Below are 18990 nucleotides of genomic sequence, written 5' to 3' on the forward strand. Positions count from 1 at the left end.
TGCCTAACTATTCATCTTCCCGGAAGGCCGGATGCGGCTCGCGAACCAGGACATCGGCCTGGATGAGCAGCCGCTCATAATTGGAGCCTGGATTCACAATCCGCCACAGCAACTGATCGACAGCCCGCATGCCCAAGAGCTCCTTGTCCACGTTGACCGTTGCCAGGATGGCCGGATCATCATAGGTATTGTCGAATCCGGTGACCTGAACCTGCCCCGGAACGTCAATCCCTCTCGACTTCAGCACGTCGATGACAAACATCGCGGTGATGTCATTGTTACACACGAACAGCTCCGGAAGCTCGTGCTCGGTCAGCGCCTTGGACAGCGTCTCCTGAAAATGAAGGCCGATATCCGGGCTGATCAGCTCCGGAATCTGCCCCATGCCGAGTTGATGGTCAGCCAGCACGGACATATAGCCCAGATAGCGCTCGTAGAAGCTCGGGGCATCCCCGATATTGCCGACATACTGAAACGATGTGAAGCCCCGGCTGACCAGCTTGGTCATCATATGCCGCATTGCGGACAGGTTATCTGTGAACACCGTATCCGACTGGAAAGCGGGATCCATGTGATCAATCATGACGACCGGAATGTTCAGCTTCTTGATATCGAGCAGATTCTGCGTCGTGACGGAACCGACCGTGACGATGCCGAGCAGCCCCTGCGGGTTCAGAAGCGAGAACATATGGTCATTGGAGGGCTCCGTAAGGGTCACAATATCGAGCCCTTTCTGATTCAACCGGGCAGAGATGCCGTCAAACACAGGCCCCCAGTACAGCGACTCCCGGTTCTGATGGCGCACATTCGGGAACAGCACCAGCACCGCCCCGCTCCATTTCCGATGGTCAGCCTCCTGCAGCTGTGACCGCTCCTTCGCCGGCAGCGGCTGATCCTTGAAGTAGCCAAGCTGACCGGCTGCCTTCAATATCATGTCCCGCGTCTCCTTGCTGACGCCAGGCTTGCCTGACAGCGCACGGGATACGGCGAATTTGGATACACCCGCAAACTCCGCAATTTCCTGTAGCGTTACTTTATTTTTCATTACTCGTCTACCTGCCTGAACGATATATTGGGAACGGAGTTTATGTAATGCCATTCCGTTAGCTTGCGTTAGGATACAAACATAATATATTGGAAATAGACCGGGAAGTCAAAGCATAATAAGCCAGACGCTGCTATCCGCTACCTCGAAACGATAAAAAGCCTCAGCAGACTGTCTCTCCAGTCCACCGAGGCCAACACGAGCCGATCGCTTAAACTTTTATCTCCTCTAAAATTTAATCTCCTCTTCTTCAAACAGCGGCTCCCATTCCAGACCTTCACCCGTGATTTCCTTACGCAGGTCGGATATGCTCTGAAGCGTCTTCTCCCGCTGCTCTTCCAAAGATAGGACCGTCTGGATATATAGTTGTTCCACTTTCTTCTGCGTGCTGCTTGCCATGTCGGCAATCTCTTTTTTCCTTACGGCATTGCTTTGAGACATCTCCGTGGTGTATTTCTTGAACAGCTTGTTGTACTCGTTCTTCGCCGCTGTTTTGCTGATGCGTCCCATCTTGTACTTCCACATCGGGCTGTTGAGCGAACTGGAGCTTGAAGCGTTCCGAAGCTTATACATTGCGCTGTTCAGATAGCTTTCATTCACTGTATTCTTAAATTTAAAGGCCGAGCTGTTAAGAGAAGCCGGGTTAATGGCCTCGCGGTAAGTCCACATATAACTGTTCAGGAAAGCATCGTTCAATTCCTTATCCAGCTTCCACATCGTGCTGTTCAGCATGCCGATGTTGGCCTGGCGCGCATAGTTGTACATCGGGCTGCCCATATGCCCAGGGTTAATGTAACGGTTGTACTTCATCAGCTGGTTCCGCATATTCAGGCTGCCGTCCGCGTATCTCGCGCTCAGCGCCTCATAATCGTCATTCAGCAGCTGCACCCAGTGCTCCTGGTCTTCCAGCACCTTGCGCTCAAGCTCGTCGAGCGCGGCCTGGCTTTTATCGTTAAAGCGTTTGTAATCCTGCTCAATCCGGGCCTGATATTTGTTGTACGTATCCACCGTCTTCTTGTTAAACGCCTTGTAGTCGCTCCACACCTGATTGATCCATTTCTGGTCAGCAGCATGGACAGCACCAGCCGGAACCAGAACAGCAGTCGCAATCAGCAGGCTGCACATGATCAGGAGTGATTTTCGGAGAAATGACATCAATAAGTTCCACCCTTCTACCAGAATAATCCATAGGTTATTGTACCCAAAGCAGCATCATTCTCCAATAGGCAATAGGTACACCCTGACCCGGAGCCCAAAACTTACTATCATTATCCAGTTTTATTGCTTGCTTGCGCAAGGGTCCTACCCGCCTCGGACATATCTTTCGGCATCGTATATCCTTATGAATCGTCATCCGCAGTGGATGGTTTACAGCTTTCCCTTATCCAGCACGCATCGCCATCGGTTTGCCGCTTTTTGTCGAACAGATTAAAGAGAGGGCCCTTTAGGTTTCATGACCTATAAGGACCCCTTCCGCATACCTATTATAGATGATACTTTATTGCAAGCTGCACTTCAGCCCGGTCTGCGTCTGCCGCACACCATCATCAGATCAACGGTCATATCCGCCGTCTCTTGTCCAAGGACCGCCGTAATGTCTTCTTCAGCTGCCCCCCAGGCCAGCGGCGTCATTGAGACCAGATCCTTCATCAGCGCCGGGCCCACCTGATAACGGTACTGAACCGGTCTTTGGGCAACCAGCTCATAATGCCGGGTAAAGAGCCTCAGCAGCTGGTCGTTCGTCTCTCGTCTATGACCGGAATCAGGATAGAGCATTTCCCTCAATTCCTTGAGATATCCGATCCCGGGAATCACTTTCAGCACAAGCCCCTCTGCGGTCAGCAGCCGGTTAAACTCCGCATAGTTGGAAGGCGACAAGATGTTCAGAATGACATCAAACTGCTGATCCGCAAATGGAGCCTGCGCCAAATCCCCGACACACCAGACGGAATCCCGATCCGACTTGGCCGCGGTCAGAACCCCTTCTTTGGCAATATCAAGCCCCGCGCGCACGCATCGGCCCGGCTTCTCGCCATCCAGCGCACGGCCAATCGCAGTCAGATGCGAGCCTTCACCACAGCCGGCGTCGAGCAGGGTCAGCTGCCCGCGCTCCTCTGCCAATTCCTGTACGACGTCAATGATCTCAGCCAGCATCGGCTGAAAAAAACCGCTGTCGTTCATTCTTTTCCGGGACTGGAACAGCGCTTTGTCATATTTGGTACTGCTTCTGCCTGCAAGCAGATTTATATAGCCATGCCGCGACACATCAAAGGAATGATGGTTGTCACATACCAATGCCGCCGAATGCTCCGCAAACTTCATCGAGGCGGTGCATACCGGGCAGCGAAATAGATGCTCGTGCTGCCGCAGCGCTTTCGTTCTGATTCGTAATCTATCATGTTGATGTTGGGACATCGTCTTCTCACCCTTTTCATTCGTTTATTACGATAAAAAAAGGTGCAGGAAAGAAGACCCTTGCCTAATTTCATTGAAAAAAGGCCGGGCTTGCTATCAACTGCACCTCTAATTAACGCAAACGAATGTAATGGATCATAAGAGCAACTATCCTTTAAGGGTGGTTTGGGGGCTATCCTAAGCATGCCCCTGTCTCACATTGTAACATGACTAGCTTAGTACAGGTCAAACATGCTGATATCATATCCCTGCGCTTTCAAATAGTTGAACATCTGGGCCCGGTGATGCTGGGCGTGGGTCACCACTTCGATCAGCCATTTGGCCTGCGCGCTTCCATGCTCCAGATAGAACGGCCGCGTCTTCTTATGCAGAAACGCATCATCCTCCAGACTGTTCATGTAGGATCTCAAGTTCTCAAGCCCGCTCTCCATCCACGTGATCAGCTTCTCCTTGTCCTGGCCGTCAGCAGCGATGGCGCCTTCCAGCTTGCGGATGTCCGCCTCCGGCTTCTCTTGCATAATCAACAGATCGGTTGCGGGAACAGATACCAGATGATGCACCAGCTCCAGCAAGGTTCTCATGTTGTCAGCGGGACGGTAATCCCAGTGCTCGTCCGAGATGTTCCGGATCAGATTGGAGGATGTCCTCACAATCAGTTCAAGCTCCTCAAACAGCATTTGCTTCAGTTCTCCAACTTGACTCATAACCCAATCTCCCTTCAATTCTAATCATCGTCCCAACTCTCTCGATCCATACTTAACCGTCCGTCTTGGCCCTCACAACGGCGCATGCTCCACGCCATAACGAACCCAATCTTCCTTCGGCGGTCCATAGACGCCATAAGGCTTTAATCCGGCCTGACGCATCAGCACGGTGATCTGTCCGCGATGATGGACAATGTGCTTGATCAGCCCCATGATGATGGCGGCATTGCTTTCCTGTCTGCCAAAGGCCTCCTGAACTTGCCCAAGCGATTCATCTCTCCAATTCGCCTGAATCACCTCTGCTGCCCGGGCACTGACCTGACGGAAAGTAGCGGCGATTTCCTTCGCCGTGGCAGGTACAACCTCCGCATTCGGCACGGCTTCCATCTTCAGCCCGAACTCGGTCAAATACTCGGGAATGTTTGTCGTCAAATGCCATGCGATTCTCCCAAGAGAACGCCCCTCCCCATGAACCTGCTGCTGCAATGCCTCATCGGTCAGACCATCCAGCACATGCAACGTAAGATCAGCTTCCCGGTTCCATTCCTTAATAAAATCTGCAACGGTCACATACATAAGAATCCCTCCGCAATCTTCTGAGAATGGGTTCGAAGAACATACAGCCTCAGCGATGACTGGCAGCTGACCTGCCCCGCCACTTCTGACAGATCACGTGCGCAGCCGGAATCGGCAGGGGATCTGTAGACGATCAGTAGCAATCGGCAGACTACTATCAGACAGCCGGCCTGATGAACAGACCGCGCTTCGAACCTGCTCTTAGTTTAGGATATAATAGTGACAACTATTGTCATAATCATTCAAAAAGATGGAGGGCCCCTCATGTCCAAATCCAAGCGTCTGATGGAGCTGATGATGACCGTCAACCGGATGCGAAAATTTACGGTCAAGGAACTCGCGGACCAATTCGGCGTCTCCACCCGCACCATGTTGCGGGATCTCCAAGAGCTGAGCGAGCTTGGGGTGCCTCTGTATTCCGAGGTCGGTCCGCACGGAGGATATCAGGTGCTGCGGGAACGCATTCTGCCGCCGATCGCCTTCAGCGAGGAGGAAGCGGTTGCGATGTTTTTTGCCAGTCACGCCCTTCGGCATTACTTATCCCTTCCTTTCGAGACAGAATCGTCAGCAGCCCTGCAAAAATTCTACAATTATATGCCAGGCGATGTCCGCGACCGGATTGATCAGATGAAGAACCGGGTCGACTTTCTGACGCACACCCGGAAGCAGAAGCTGCTGTTCCTTGACACGCTGCTCGATGCAGCCGTAACGCAGCAGGTCGTCGCCATCCAGTACGAAACGAAGCGCGGTTTGTCCGATCGGAACATTCAGCCGGTAGGGATCTATGCCATCAACGGCTTCTGGTACTGTCCCGCGTACTGCTTCTTGCGGGGAGATTTCCGGCTCTTCCGCTGCGACCGGATGAAATCGGCCGTCGTACGTGAAGATGTAAAGCCGCTGGATCACCGCCATATTCATCTCGGGAACTGGAGGGCGCAAGGGGCTGAACAAATCGAATATATGCTGATCGTGGCCGAGCTTACCCGGGAAGGCGTCCAGCGGGCCGAAGCGGAATTATGGCCCTTCCCGCACATCGAACTTCGGGCGGACGGGAGCGGGCGGCTCCTTCACGAAGTGCCTGCTAATGACGTGGATTACTTCGCGCATTATTTTCTCGGGCTGGGCACGGAAGCGACCGTGGTAGAACCGCAATCGGTGATTGACCGGATGAAAGCTATACTGGCGGACATATCCGCCAAATATAATGGATCTCTAACCGATTCCTGAAAACAACCCCCGGTCCACCAGCAACAGCTGGCAGGTCGGGGGTTGCTTTCCTTCCATATCTGGACTGAACCTAACACGCTAATAGGATAGGCAGTCAAAAGTGTCAGACCATAATTTTGCAAATATCGTTAGTGAATTCCAGTGGATCCGCTACAGGCAAGCCTTCGATCAGCAGCGCCTGATTGTACAGCAGATTCGTGTACAGCTTCAGCTTCTCTTCATTGTCTTTATGGGCCTTCAGCGATTGGAACACCTCATGGTTGGTGTTAATCTCAAGCACCTTATCCGCCTTGACTTCCTGTCCGTTCGGCATCGCCTTCAGAATTTTCTCCATTTCGATCGACAGTTCGCCTTCCGAGGACAGGCATACCGGATGGGATTTCAGACGCTTGGACGCTTTTACCGCTGTCACCTTGCCTTCCAGGTAGCCCTCCATCGCCTTGAAGAGCTCCTTGTTCTCATTCTCCTCCGCTTCGGATTCCTTCTTCTCCGCCTCGGACTCGATGCCAAGATCCCCGCTGGATACCGACTTGAATTCCTTGTCTTTATATTTCATGAGCATCTTGATCGCAAACTCGTCCACGTCATCCGTGAAGTACAGAATCTCATAGCCTTTATCCAGCACGAGCTCGGTTTGCGGAAGCTTCTCCAGACGCTCGATCGACTCGCCGGCCGCATAGTAAATATACTTCTGGTCCTCCGGCATGCGGGACACGTACTCGTCCAGCGTCACCAGCTTCTTCTCCTTGGAAGAAGTGAACAGCAGCAAGTCCTGCAGCAGGTCCTTGTTCGCACCATACTCGTTGTAGACACCGAACTTCAACCCGCGGCCAAAGGCTTCATAGAACTTCTCGTATTTCTCACGCTCATCTTTCAGCATGCTCTGCAGCGTGCTTTTGATTTTGCTTTTGATATTCTTCGCAATGAGCGTCAGCTGACGGTCATGCTGCAGCATTTCTCGGGAAATATTGAGGGACAGGTCCTCGGAATCCACCATCCCTTTGACAAAGCTGAAGTAATCCGGGAGCAAATCCCCGCACTTTTCCATGATGAGCACGCCGTTGGAATACAGCTCCAGCCCCTTCTCATACTCCTTCGTGTAGTAATCGAACGGCGTATGCTCGGGAATGAACAGAATCGCATTGTACACCACCGCGCCATCGGCTTTGATATGTACATGCTTGAGCGGCTTATCGAAGCCATACCGTTTCTCAGTATAGAAGTTCTCGTAATCCTCCTCGGTCAGCTCATCCTTGTTCTTGCGCCAGATCGGAACCATGCTGTTGATGGTTTGCTCCTCCTGTACTTCCTCGAACTCGTTGTCTGCGCCTTCCTTCGGACGCGAGGTTGTCACATCCATCTTGATCGGGTAACGGATAAAATCCGAGTATTTCTTAATAATCGATCTTAAACGATATTCCTCCAGGAACTCATCGTACTGGTCGTCCTCGGTATTGTCCTTGATCTTCAAAATAATGTCGGTTCCTATCGAATCCTTCTCCGCCGAGGTAATCGTATACCCGTCCGAGCCTTTGGATTCCCACTTGTATGCCTCGTCGCTGCCGAGCGCCTTCGTTATTACCGTCACGACATCGGCCACCATAAACGCCGAATAGAAGCCGACCCCGAATTGGCCGATAATGTTATGGCCGTCCTTCGCTTCATTCTCCGTCTTGAAGGCAAGCGAACCGCTCTTGGCGATGACGCCCAGATTGTTCTCCAGCTCTTCCTTGGTCATCCCGATCCCGGTATCGGAGATCGTCAGGATGCGCTTCTCTTTATCCGGCGTAATTTTAATGAAATAATCGTCCTTGTTAAATACGAGGTTATCGTCAGTCAGTGCCTTGTAGTAAATTTTGTCGATGGCGTCGCTGGCATTGGAGATCAGCTCGCGCAGAAAAATTTCCCGCTGGGTATAGATGGAGTTGATCATCATGTCAAGCAAACGCTTGGACTCCGCTTTAAACTGTTTTTTGGCCATGTGAAGTGTTCCCCTTTCCGCTATGAATCAGGTTTTTAGCACTCCCTAATAAAGAGTGCTAACACTTCTTCTATTTAAACATGTACCATTTTTTAATGTCAATAATCCGTGCGCACAAGATCATTGGTCGAACCTCTGATGTCCCAACCAACACTCGTTGTTCATAGATACTTTGCACGATTATCCCGTTTGATCAGGCAACAACATAGAAAACCTAGAAACAGATAGGCTGGACTGAAAGAGAAACATATTTTACGAAGAGCGGTAGATCCTGAATGCCGGAGATCAAGGGCAAGACTCAAAGTCAAGGATATGCCCCAGAACAAGACGAAATGATGACGAAATGATAATGCGAAGGAGGAAGCTAAAGAGCTAGCACCTGAACAAAAGGGATAATCATACAAAGGACACCGGACAGGGATAGTTGAAGAATAAGGGGTGGAGCATGGCCCTTCAGGAAGCCAGAACTAATACATGATCGTGGACCGGCAAGCGCAAATCACGAACCGTCCATCGATATGCGCGCCTTGATAACAGCCCTCTTTGTCGAAAGTCGGATGCACATAGCGGGAGATGCAGTCCTGACACTTGGCTCTTTGCCCGACCGGATCGCTCGTATACCACCATCCTGACGGATAGGGGCATAGCCCCTTGCAGTCCGTAATGACCGTGTTCGGGGTGCAGACGACGTAATCCGACGGACAGGAGGCATCGGCGCCACAGCCGCTGCAATACTGCCCGTGCGGCGGGCGGCAAGGCCCGGCAGCAAACGAACCGGGAACCAGGCTCTCTTCCGGGGAAAGGAACGCCCTGGCCAGCATTTCGGCTGTTTTTTGCGCGAATTGGTTCAGGATCGTTCTCCGGTTGATCTTCCGGGTTGCGCGGCTAATCCGCGCCTGCATATTCTCATCCCGATTGGATGATGTAGGTCTCATCACGTTCACCTCTCACTCAGGAAGCTCGCGCAGCCCTGACATAGGCCTCCAACTGCTCGCGGCTGTTAACCAGCCCCTTGTGTCGGATCATCCCTCCGGGATCAACCGCATACGCAAACGGCGTTACCTCAACATCCAGTCGCTCCGCCAGCTCCGGAGTCACGAGCAGCACTTCCTCGTCATATTCCATCGCATGCATGTAGGCCTGGCCCTGTGCTGCCGTCGCAAACAGCAGAAGAATCGGCTTGACGCCATACTGCTTAGCAACCGCTCCAAAGTCCGGCAATATACGCGCACACTCCTTGCAAGTCGGTGAAGCAAACAGCATGATGGCGGAATTTCCGTATAAGGCCTCCGTTGTCCACGGTTTGCCATATAGGGTCGATGTCTCGGCCTTGGGCAGTTTGCGTCCGACAGGAATCCCCGACTGGTTGACGCCCCGAGCCGTCCCCATCACCATAATGCCCAGCTGGCGGAAGAGCACGAGATTTAGCAGCACCAAAGGAACGACGAGCAGCCACAGAATCGTATACGATATCCAGAAGAACGCATTCATACCGCTCTCTCCTTCCGTTTCAGCACCTTCGGCGCATGCCGGGCAGCCATCCTCCGATACAATCGAATGGCATGAACAGCATCCGGCACCCCGACAATGACTACCAGTGACAGCAGAAGCAGCATCGCTTCCAGCAGCAGCCCGACCGGTACCAAACGCGGCTCGGCTACTTCCTGGCTGATAAAGCCATACGTTATGCTCGAGATGATGCATATTCCGGCGAACAGAATATTGATCACGACGAGCGGAAGCCCTAACTTCGATTGGACCTGGGGCCCCAGGCAGCCGCAATCCACCCTCCCCTTCTTGTGAATGTAATAAGCCGCACCGAACCCTTGGCCGGCATAAATCGACGCCAACAGATACAGGCTGTAAGAGGAAGGAAATGCATAAACCGCCGTCACCCCAGCGAACTGGCAGATCATCAGAAACCGATGCACCCGCGGGCTTCCCGGGAAACGATGCGGATCCCCGAACACGCTGCTCCATCCATAAGCAGCGATGGACAGCAGCATCGGAAACGTAACGACCAGCGCAACAGCGATGCTCATGCCGGCAGACATCATTCGGCAAGCCTCCTTGACTTCATCGTTTAATGAATTGGTGTTGCCGCCACGCCGCTTACCAGCCTACGAATATCTGCGAAGCTCCGGCCCGCTCTTCGGTCAGACCATCAGCATCCACAGAATCGCACCAAGGATCAGCCCCCCGGAGAGTATCTGTCGGACCGCTGTCAGCAGGGTGCGCTTCAGCCATCGATGGCCCAGCCAGGCGTATACAACGGAGCGGACGAACGGCAGGCTGAACAGGGCGCCGCGAACAACACCGAAGCACGCGCCCGCAGCGATGCTCGCCTGCCAGGAAAGTGTTAACACAGAGACAAACATATACGCGTGAAACAATACACCGGCTTGAAGCGTGATGAAGCCCATGCCGAGAATGCTTCCCCACAGCGCGGCGGAACGGTATCCCGCATGCTGAATCCATTCGGACGGTACGATGAAATTTCCTGATGGAAGATGCCGTGACATATTCAACACGTCCAGCAACAGCAGCACACCCAGCCCGGCCATGACGAGGGTCGACTGCAGCCCGCTGATCGGGGCCAAGGACAGAAGATAACCGATCCCGCCCAGAGCCACGCCTGCCGCCAGGCCGCCCAGCGTGCATGATACCGTGTAGACGAGCGCATACTTCGTTCGATTAACCTTGGTGCTGTCCAGGCTTCCAAGTACGTTCAGCCCGCATGTGGTATCCACGCTGGCAACAGCAGCGCCGATCGCGAACATGAACAATATCGCTGTCAGCATGTATGGAAGGCCCTCCCCTCGTCGTAACGACACAGTTCTTCACCATTTTATGTGCTGCGCAGTCAGAATATTTGCACAACTTTCTCGTGTCGCAGAGCTGCCTCCCGCCTCGGACCCGATCAACAACCCGCGGTGGTATGGACATCCGAGGAGACGAAATAAGAAGAATAAGAAGAAGGAATACGCATGCTAAAAATCGCCGGCGCAGTACGCGCCGGCGATTTGTGTCAGAATTCGAATTATAGTATTCTTCTCCCCATCCCTGCAATCGTCTCATACAGGGATTTCCATACATCCTTGCTTTCCACCGTCTCGTCTGCGGGCGGTGCCGGCTCCGAGTGTGAAAGCCTCATTTGTTCTGCCAGACGACAGCGTTCCATTTCCTGACGGAGATCGTTCGCATGCTGTTTGGCAATATCTTCATTGTTTCTAAACATGTTTCATTCCTCTTTTCTTTTTTACAGCGACATCAATCCGACATTACCAACACCTGCATGAACTCTCCCGTCCCCCTCACTATAATAATGCCGCAGGTAGCACTATGGTAAGGGATAAAACACCTTTAATTCTTTTTTCCGCAGCTGTCACCTCTCCGAACAGGTCAAAGGCTGCACAATTCTCCGGATCACCTCCTCCGCTTACATCGTCATCCAGTGCAGTGTTCCGTTCACAATCAGAGACTAATAAAAACACGCCAGCCCTTTGGCCAGCGCGCAAGTATTCATATTCACTAATCCCAGATGGAGAACAATACCAGCAAGACAGCGGCAATTCCGAGCCAAAGCGTATGCTTTGATACCCAGGCGGAACGTAAATCTTCATTCATAGATCCAAACCTCCTTGTCAAATGATTTGTAACAGACAGCAGTTGCAGCTTATTAATCCCACCAGCTAAGCATCGACATGAGAATGGTTGCAGCCAGCACGCCGTCCACAAACTTCAATTGAAGTTTGGCCATTTGGATCACCTCCTTTTTCAAGTTGAGTAGTAGGTGCATGATTTATCTGTATTATTATTGATTGACCAATTACTATTAGCGAAAAAATAAAGGACGTTACGCATATATACGCTTGCTATTAAGCACAATTCGTACAATCGTACAATCCGTTCACAGGCCCTGCTTCTGCTTCAGCCGCCAAATGGTCTCCTTAATCGCTTTTTCATGCGGCGTCCAGGATAAGCGTCCGATGAGGCGCTCGTATTTTTCCCCGCTCAGCACGAGCGGCTCTTCCGTAAGATACAGCATCTCGACGACCTCCTTCATGACGGGATTGAACAGGCCGATCAGAGATAACCCGATGCGTCCTAGCGGTACGACAGCTTTGCGGCTCCCGCTCGCCTCCTGAGCGATGCGTACCAGGTCGCGACCTGAAATGACACCAGGGCCGGGAATGTGCCAGTTTTGCCCGTAAGACTCCTCCTGAACGGCGATATCCACAATCATCCGGGCTGCATCCGGCAAGTAGACATATTCACGGGGTACCGTCATATTCCCGATGAAGGCCGTAGGCTTACCTGCTGCGATAGCTTCCATCGTCACGGATAGATAAGATGCTTGCGCGGAGGGACCGTAATAATCCGGCAGCCGGGCGATCAAAGGGTGCGTGCGGGGGTTCCAACGTGCCGAATACAGAAGCTCCTCATAAGCGAGCCTGGTTTTGCCTTTTCGGGTATGAGGCCGCTTCGGATGCTCCTCCGTCGCTCTTTCCATCCTGCGTCGCCCATAGGGATAAATACCGTCGACGACCACCACTCTTGCGTCCATCTGCTGCGCAGCCTTCATCACGGATTCCCCGAGTGGAAGCAGTCTTGATTCCATCTCGTGATACGGAATATTCGCGCTGTGAAAAATGACATCCGCCCCTTCGGCCGCCTGAATGATGTCCTCTGGATTAAAGGCATCCCCCGTGTGAAGCTTCAGCAATGGGGATGGGCCGAGCTCCTCGGCGAGCGCATTTAACTTGGTCATCGATCTGCCGAAGGCAATCGTTTCGATCCCTCTTGTGATCAATTCGGCTGTCAGCGGATTTCCCACTCCGCCCGTTGCTCCCAGAACAATCGCTTTTTTCATATTCATACCTCTCCTTTGTTATTGATTGATCAATCACTATTGATAAAAAAAATAATGACGAACTTCATAATGATGAAACGTGCATCGCTGCTACACACCTTAGGCTGTTATGGCCTGCGGCTCCCTATGCTCACCGATCAAGCCGCTTTCGGGAATGCGGAGCCGACCGCTCCCGGGAATGGGCTGGCACTCTCGCGAAGCAGCTTATGGACTCTCACTGTCAAGACGTGCATTCCCGGTGAGTCGCTTGGGGCGCTCAAGCCATTCTGCCCCTTGCGGCTCGATCTTACACTGCCCCTATAGTCCTCCCCGTAAGGACAGCACACGGATTACCATTCCCCGGTCCATTGGCAGCTCTAACGCTTCGGCATAATGCTCGGCATTTCCATGGCCATGGCAGCATTACAGAGCATTCCCCGTGCAAGAAAATTGGAGACTCTCACATCTGCATCCTGAAATCCGGCATGGATGAAGGCAGTCTCCACCAGCTCCTTTACCTCGCCCATCCCCTGCTGCATCGCTGCTCGAACAGGAGCATCCGAGATCGTCTGTGCCTGCATCTGCAGTAAAATTTCACTGCGATGCGCCAGCATGATCTCCTCGTAAGCACGAATCAATCCCTCTTCGAGCTCCTGAGGCGGTGCCGAATCAATGACCTGACGGAACGCCTGAACAATCCGCTGCCAAGATACGGCCAGCGCTTCAACCAGCAGCGATTCCTTGGTGAAGAAACGGTACACGTAGGGCTGCGATATGGCTGCGCGTTCGGCAACCTGAGCGGTTGTCGCACGGTAATAACCGATCTCTGCAAATACCTCGATGGCTGCTGCAACAATATCCTGACGTCGATTCGCGGAGGCTTCGCGCGGCATACGGAATCCATCCTTTCTGTTGTCGATTCACATTTATTATTGATTGACCAATTACTTACTGGAATCAGTATATGCGAAATCATGTACTAGTGCAATTGTTATTTTTCATGATTTTCCATTTGTAACGATGCGGCCCCGCAAAAAAAGCCGGTCATCCCCACATCTCGGGAATAACCGGCTTATTCCATCACCCTTGCTTCGCCAGCTTCGCAACGGCTATCAAGGCTGCGTGAATTTCGCGCTCCACGGCATCCGACACGACATTCGTGTTCGGATCATACTCTGCCGCGAGGTCTGCGTCCGCGAAGCCGTCGATCGCCACGATCGCACCGGCGCGGACGCCGCGGAGAGCGGCTACTACATAAAGCGCCGAGATTTCCATCTCAACGCCGAGCGCACCGGCCGCCTTATATTTCGGATGGGGGAATTCCTCCACTCCGTTGAAGAATACGTCCAGCGTCACCGTCATCCCTTTACGGACGACGCCCTCGCCTAAGGACAGCGCGGATTCGTACAACGCCTCCACAACCGCACTGTCCGCCACGGCCGGGAAGCCGTCCGGCACCAGCTGCTTGGTCAGCCCATCGGTACGAATCGCTGCCGTGCTGACCACCAGGCTGCCTGCAGGCGTGTCGGCCTGATAGGAGCCGGCGGTGCCGACGCGGATCAGCGTCTTTGCCCCGGCGCGGATCAGCTCCTCGAAGCAAACCGCCGCGCCCGGAGAACCGACGCCATGGCTGGTCACGCCCACCTCCACGCCTTCATAAGTACCGACAAAGGTCCGGTATTCCCGGCTGAAGGCCAGCTCCTTCGCGCCATCGAGCTTGCGGGAGATCAGCTCGGCCCGCTTCGGGTCACCACAGACGATGACGAATTCCGGAATATCCTCCGAGTTCACTTGCAAAATTGGCATCAGCATATCAATCAAACTCCTTGCGTGTCCATTCGTCTTCCGGGATGTCCAGCGCCTCGCCGCTGAACCGCTGCTCCTTGAACGGATCAGCTTCATTATGGAACCCGTTCCGCTCCCAGAAGCCCGGACGGTCCTCGCTCATAAATTCAATGCCTCGCAGCCATTTGGCGCTCTTCCAGAAATAACGGTGCGGCACCACCGTGCGCAGCGGCCAGCCGTGCTTGTCCGTTAACGGCTCCCCGTTAAACCGGTAGGCCAGCAGCACATCATCTCTTAACAGATCCTCAATCGGCACGTTGGTGTCATAGTCCGGATCGGCATGGAACATCACATATTTGGCCTCCGGCTTCACCTTCAGCAGCTTCAGGAAGTCTCTGAACAGAATGCCTTCCCAGACCGTGTCGAACTTGGACCAGCGAGTGACGCAATGAATATCCGTATTCACCGTCACGGTCGGCAGCGCCAATAGCTCCTCGTAGGAAAACGTCCGCTCCTCCTCCACCTCGCCGAATACCCGCAGGTTCCACTTCGACATATCGTATACCGGAACTTCGCCTTCATGGAGGATCGGGAATTTCTCGGTCAAGGTCTGGCCCGGCGGCAGCTTGTCGCGCTGCTCGTCCGTCAAATTCCCGGCAACCACGGGCTTCATCTTCTTCAGACGCTCCGCTTTCTTATGCACTAGATGTCATCTCCTTTACGCTTATACGAACCGCGGCCGAAAAACGGCATGGGGCGGCTCGGCTTATTCCCGCCCGCGCGCGAGGCACCGCACGCGGGTCGTCGCACGCAGCCGCTTCACACGAGGCGCTTCGCTCATGCTGCGAAAAAGCCCCGGATCAGCATACTGATCCGCAGCGTGATTCGCGCTTCGGTATGCAGCGGCCATGATTTTATCGGGAGCTGGTACCCTGCTTCAGCGCATCCTGCTGGAAGCTTTTATCCTTGAAAAAGAACATCGCCAGAATCGTCACCACATAGGGCAGCATTTGCGTGAAATGCGTAGGCAGCGCAAGCCCCTGGAATCGGATGCTGAGCGCGTCCATGAAGCCGAACAACAGGCTCGCAGCCGTCACGCCAAGCGGTCCGGATTGGCCGAGCATGGTGGCAACAAGGGCAATGAAGCCGCGACCGGCCGTCATGCCTTCGGTAAACATGGTCACTTGTCCAAGCGACAGCTGGGCTCCGCCCAGCGCGCACAACACGCCGCTGGCCAGCACCGCGCCGTATTGATAACGGGTCACCCGGATGCCGACGCTTCGCGCAGCCAGCGGATTCTCGCCAGCGGCCAGGAAGCGAAATCCGCTTTTTGTTCGATAGAAATAATACCACATCAGCCCTGCAATCAAAAAGGCCACATACACCAGCGGGGTCAGCCCCGCCAGAATCGGACCGAGCACCGGAATATTCTCGATGATCGGAATGTTCCATTTCGGCAGGCCAACCATCGTATTATCATAGAAGGCGCCTTTGACATCAAAGATCGCCCGCAGGCTGAAGGTTGTAATCCCCGCCGCCAGCGCGTTCATGGCGACCCCGACCACGATGACGTTCGCCTTGAGATGGATGCTCAAATAGCCGAACACCAGGGAGAACAGCGAGACCACAATAATGGCGAACACAATCGCATATACGACGTTACCAAAGAAATAGTTGCCTGCTACGGCGGAAAATGCGCCTAGCAGCATAAATCCCTCCAGCCCGACATTGAACAGTCCGACGCGGGAGCAGAGCGCTCCGCCCAGCGCGGCCAGCAATATCGGAGTGAGCACCCGGAGGGCCGAGTTGATCAGTGCCAGGTCAAACAGCTGTGCCATCGGACTTGTTCTCCTTTCTGCGCTTTAGAAAGCTGTAAGTGAATCGTGCGGAGATAAACAGGATCAGCACCGCCTGGATAATGGCGCCGACCTCCAGCGGAACCTCGGTGTTGCGTTCCACGCCCATGCCGCCGGTCTGCAGCGCGGCCAGGAAGATGGCAGCTATCAGCGTTCCGATCGGGTGCGATCCGGCCAGCAATGCGGCCATAATGCCTGTCCATGCATAGTTGGCCGTGGATAGAGCCCCGTCGATGTAGCGATACTGGGAGCCGAGGATTTCCACCGCGCCGCCGAGTCCGGCCAAACCGCCGCTTGCGAACATCGCCCCGATCATCATCGGCCCCCGCTTGACGCCGCCATACAGTGCAAACAGCGGGTTCCCGCCTAGCATCCGGATCTCGTACCCGATCACCGAGCGCTTGAGCAGCACGAATATGATCAGTGCAGCCAGCACGGCCAGCACAAAGCCGATATGCAGCGGCATACCGGAGATCAGCTTCGGCAGCCATACGCTGTTATCCAGCATCGGGGACTGCGCCATCGCCGCAGAGCCCGAGCGGTCTCGAAGCGGATAAGCGACCAGATAACCGGCGAACAGCACCGCCACATAGTTGAGCAGCAAGGTCGAAATCAGCAGATTTACACGAAATCTGGCGTCAAAGTACCCGGCCATGACCGACCACAGCCCGCCGGCAATCACGCCGGCCAGCAGTGCCGCGATGCACACGAACCAGCCCGGCCCCGGCAAATACAGGCCGACCAGCGCAGCCGCCAGCGCGCCAAACACCATCTGCCCTTCGGCCCCCAGGTTGAAGAACCCGGCCCGGAAAGCGAAGGCAGCGCCTAGCCCGATCAGAATAATCGGCGTTGCCCGCGATAATGTATTGGTGAAGAAATACATGCCGCCAAAGGCGCCCTTCCACATCTCCGCATAGGTCTCCAAGATGCTGCCCCCGGCGATGAGAATGCCGATCGCACCAGCCAGCAAACCGACAATGATCGCGCCTATTGGCTGCAGCAGAGGAAGAGTCCATTTTGTCCATTTATTCATTGCAGCGTTCCTCCTGCCATCAGCAGTCCCAATTTCTCTTCTGTCGCTTCATTCACCGACAGTTCCCCGGCAATCCGTCCTTCATACATGACCAGAATGCGGTCCGACAGCTTGATAATCTCTGTTAATTCGGATGATACCAATAAGATGCCCGTGCCTTCCTCGCGCCGCTTCAGCAGCTCGCCGTGAATCGTCTCCATCGCGCCGATATCGACGCCGCGCGTAGGCTCGGCTGCAATCAGAAATGGCGTTCCCTGCTCCAGCTCCCGTGCAACGATCAGCTTCTGCAGGTTGCCGCCTGATAAATACTGTGTGCTCGTATCGAGCGATCCGGTCTTGATCGAGAATTTCTGCACCCAGCCGGATACCAGCGAGCGGATTTCCTTCAGCTTCAGCATGCCGCTTCGCTGCAGACGCCGCTGATGCCCCATCAATCCGGTATCCGCCACGGTCGCGGTCCGATTGGCGCCCCACACATAGCGATCCTCCGGAATATGAGCCAGGCCATGCTCCCGAATGCTGCGGGTCGACATCCCGGTCACATCCTTGCCCGACAGCTTGATGCTGCCGCTGTCCGAAGATGCGAGTCCCGAGATGACTTGCAGCAGCTCCGATTGCCCGTTGCCGGAAATGCCGGCAATGCCCACGATCTCGCATGCCCGAACGTTTAGGCTGACGTTATCCAGCACCGGCTTGCCTTTGCTTCCCCGGATGGTCACCTCGGACACCTCCAGCACGCTCTCGCCGGGCTGGGCCGGACGCCGGTCCAGATCGGCCAGCTCGCGGCCTACCATCAGCCGGGACAGCAGGGCTGCGTCGGCTTCTCCCTTATTCACGACGCCGGTTACCTCGCCGTCGCGAAGCACGGTGATGCGGTCGGCAACCTCCAGCACCTCGTTCAGCTTATGGCTGATGAGAATGAAGCTTTTACCTTGTTTCGACAGCTGTTTGATCGCTTCCAGCAGCTCCTTCACCTCCAGCGGTGTCAGTACGCCGGTAGGCTCGTCCAGAATAATAATCTCGGCCCCCTGGTACAGCACCTTGAGGATTTCTACCCGCTGCTGCACTCCGGGTGCCGTACTGCTGACAACCGCTTCGGGGTCCACCTTCATGCCGTATGTCTCGCACAGCTCCTCGACGATGCTGACCGCCTGCTTCCGGTCGAACCGTACACCGCTCCCGGGCTCATGGCCAATCACGATGTTCTCCGCTACCGTGAACGTAGGGAACAGCATGAAATGCTGGTGCACCATGCCGATGCCATGCTGAATCGCATCCAGCGGGCTGGCAAAGGAAACGGCCTTTCCATTTAAGCTGATCGTGCCCGAGGTCGGCTGCTCCATCCCGTACAGAATGCGCATGAGCGTCGTTTTTCCTGCGCCGTTCTCCCCGACGATCGCATGAACCTCACCAGCGCGAAGCGAAAAGTCAATTCCGCGATTCGCACTGAACTCGCCGTACTTCTTCGTGATACTGTCCATCTGGAGTAGCATTCGAGTCATGCCTTCCTTTCCTG

20 protein-coding genes are annotated in these 18990 nt (G+C 54.3%); 1 reads left to right on the top strand and 19 read right to left on the bottom strand.

The annotated features are described in order from the left end of the window. Positions 1–7 precede the first annotated feature (7 nt). The 5 genes from MKX64_RS05035 to MKX64_RS05055 form a co-directional block, all read right to left on the bottom strand. Positions 8–1045, bottom strand: a complete 1038-nt coding sequence (locus tag MKX64_RS05035; protein ID WP_095397635.1) for a LacI family DNA-binding transcriptional regulator — start codon at positions 1043–1045, stop codon at positions 8–10. A 228-nt stretch (positions 1046–1273) separates the two neighbouring features. Beyond that, positions 1274–2200: a hypothetical protein gene (locus MKX64_RS05040; protein WP_095265499.1), complete on the bottom strand. Its 927-nt coding sequence runs from the start codon at positions 2198–2200 to the stop codon at positions 1274–1276. A gap of 360 nt (positions 2201–2560) precedes the next feature. Then, positions 2561–3460, bottom strand: a complete 900-nt coding sequence (locus MKX64_RS05045) for a putative RNA methyltransferase (protein ID WP_155618297.1) — start codon at positions 3458–3460, stop codon at positions 2561–2563. A gap of 215 nt (positions 3461–3675) precedes the next feature. Beyond that, positions 3676–4164 carry a DinB family protein gene (locus MKX64_RS05050; protein WP_095397637.1) on the bottom strand — a complete coding sequence of 163 codons (489 nt, stop codon included), beginning with the start codon at positions 4162–4164 and terminating at the stop codon, positions 3676–3678. Between the two features lie 72 nt (positions 4165–4236). Next, positions 4237–4740 carry a DinB family protein gene (locus MKX64_RS05055; RefSeq protein WP_095265502.1) on the bottom strand — a complete coding sequence of 168 codons (504 nt, stop codon included), beginning with the start codon at positions 4738–4740 and terminating at the stop codon, positions 4237–4239. A gap of 264 nt (positions 4741–5004) precedes the next feature. On the opposite strand from MKX64_RS05055, the gene MKX64_RS05060 reads away from it, so the two are divergent. Then, positions 5005–5967, top strand: coding sequence for a helix-turn-helix transcriptional regulator (locus MKX64_RS05060; RefSeq protein ID WP_155618296.1), 963 nt, complete (start codon positions 5005–5007; stop codon positions 5965–5967). 103 nt (positions 5968–6070) lie between these two features. Here the strand turns inward: MKX64_RS05060 and htpG are convergent, their stop codons facing one another. From htpG to MKX64_RS05130, 14 genes are all read right to left on the bottom strand, one after another. Then, a complete protein-coding gene (gene htpG, locus MKX64_RS05065; RefSeq protein ID WP_095397638.1) occupies positions 6071–7948 on the bottom strand; it encodes a molecular chaperone HtpG in 1878 nt (625 codons plus the stop codon). 467 nt (positions 7949–8415) lie between these two features. After that, a complete protein-coding gene (locus MKX64_RS05070) occupies positions 8416–8883 on the bottom strand; it encodes a hypothetical protein (protein ID WP_095265505.1) in 468 nt (155 codons plus the stop codon). Between the two features lie 16 nt (positions 8884–8899). After that, on the bottom strand, positions 8900–9439 hold the full coding sequence (locus MKX64_RS05075) for a TlpA family protein disulfide reductase (RefSeq protein ID WP_095265506.1): 540 nt from the start codon (positions 9437–9439) through the stop codon (positions 8900–8902). Continuing rightward, positions 9436–10005: a hypothetical protein gene (locus MKX64_RS05080; protein WP_230875740.1), complete on the bottom strand. Its 570-nt coding sequence runs from the start codon at positions 10003–10005 to the stop codon at positions 9436–9438. The genes MKX64_RS05075 and MKX64_RS05080 overlap by 4 nt, the downstream gene beginning before the upstream one ends. A 99-nt stretch (positions 10006–10104) precedes the next feature. Then, entirely contained in the window at positions 10105–10749 is a 645-nt protein-coding gene (locus MKX64_RS05085; protein ID WP_095265507.1) for a hypothetical protein, read from the bottom strand. Between the two features lie 239 nt (positions 10750–10988). Beyond that, positions 10989–11186, bottom strand: a complete 198-nt coding sequence (locus MKX64_RS05090) for a hypothetical protein (protein WP_095397640.1) — start codon at positions 11184–11186, stop codon at positions 10989–10991. Between the two features lie 79 nt (positions 11187–11265). Then, on the bottom strand, positions 11266–11571 hold the full coding sequence (locus MKX64_RS05095) for a hypothetical protein (RefSeq protein ID WP_155618295.1): 306 nt from the start codon (positions 11569–11571) through the stop codon (positions 11266–11268). Positions 11572–11858: 287 nt separating this feature from the next. Further along, positions 11859–12821: an NAD-dependent epimerase/dehydratase family protein gene (locus MKX64_RS05100; protein WP_095397641.1), complete on the bottom strand. Its 963-nt coding sequence runs from the start codon at positions 12819–12821 to the stop codon at positions 11859–11861. Positions 12822–13177: 356 nt separating this feature from the next. Further along, positions 13178–13693 carry a TetR/AcrR family transcriptional regulator gene (locus MKX64_RS05105; RefSeq protein ID WP_095265510.1) on the bottom strand — a complete coding sequence of 172 codons (516 nt, stop codon included), beginning with the start codon at positions 13691–13693 and terminating at the stop codon, positions 13178–13180. Between the two features lie 187 nt (positions 13694–13880). Continuing rightward, entirely contained in the window at positions 13881–14612 is a 732-nt protein-coding gene (locus MKX64_RS05110; protein ID WP_095265511.1) for a nucleoside phosphorylase, read from the bottom strand. Position 14613: 1 nt separating this feature from the next. Beyond that, positions 14614–15288 (bottom strand): sulfite oxidase-like oxidoreductase, encoded by a 675-nt coding sequence (locus MKX64_RS05115; protein ID WP_095265512.1) that lies wholly within the window; start codon positions 15286–15288, stop codon positions 14614–14616. A gap of 211 nt (positions 15289–15499) precedes the next feature. Beyond that, positions 15500–16423, bottom strand: a complete 924-nt coding sequence (locus MKX64_RS05120) for an ABC transporter permease (protein ID WP_095265514.1) — start codon at positions 16421–16423, stop codon at positions 15500–15502. After that, positions 16407–17474: an ABC transporter permease gene (locus MKX64_RS05125; protein WP_095265515.1), complete on the bottom strand. Its 1068-nt coding sequence runs from the start codon at positions 17472–17474 to the stop codon at positions 16407–16409. The genes MKX64_RS05120 and MKX64_RS05125 overlap by 17 nt, the downstream gene beginning before the upstream one ends. Continuing rightward, positions 17471–18967 carry an ABC transporter ATP-binding protein gene (locus MKX64_RS05130; RefSeq protein ID WP_341036252.1) on the bottom strand — a complete coding sequence of 499 codons (1497 nt, stop codon included), beginning with the start codon at positions 18965–18967 and terminating at the stop codon, positions 17471–17473. The genes MKX64_RS05125 and MKX64_RS05130 overlap by 4 nt, the downstream gene beginning before the upstream one ends. Between the last annotated feature and the right edge of the window lie 23 nt (positions 18968–18990).

Source organism: Paenibacillus sp. FSL M8-0334 (genome assembly GCF_038000405.1).
GTDB classification, from domain to species: domain Bacteria; phylum Bacillota; class Bacilli; order Paenibacillales; family Paenibacillaceae; genus Paenibacillus_AQ; species Paenibacillus_AQ campinasensis.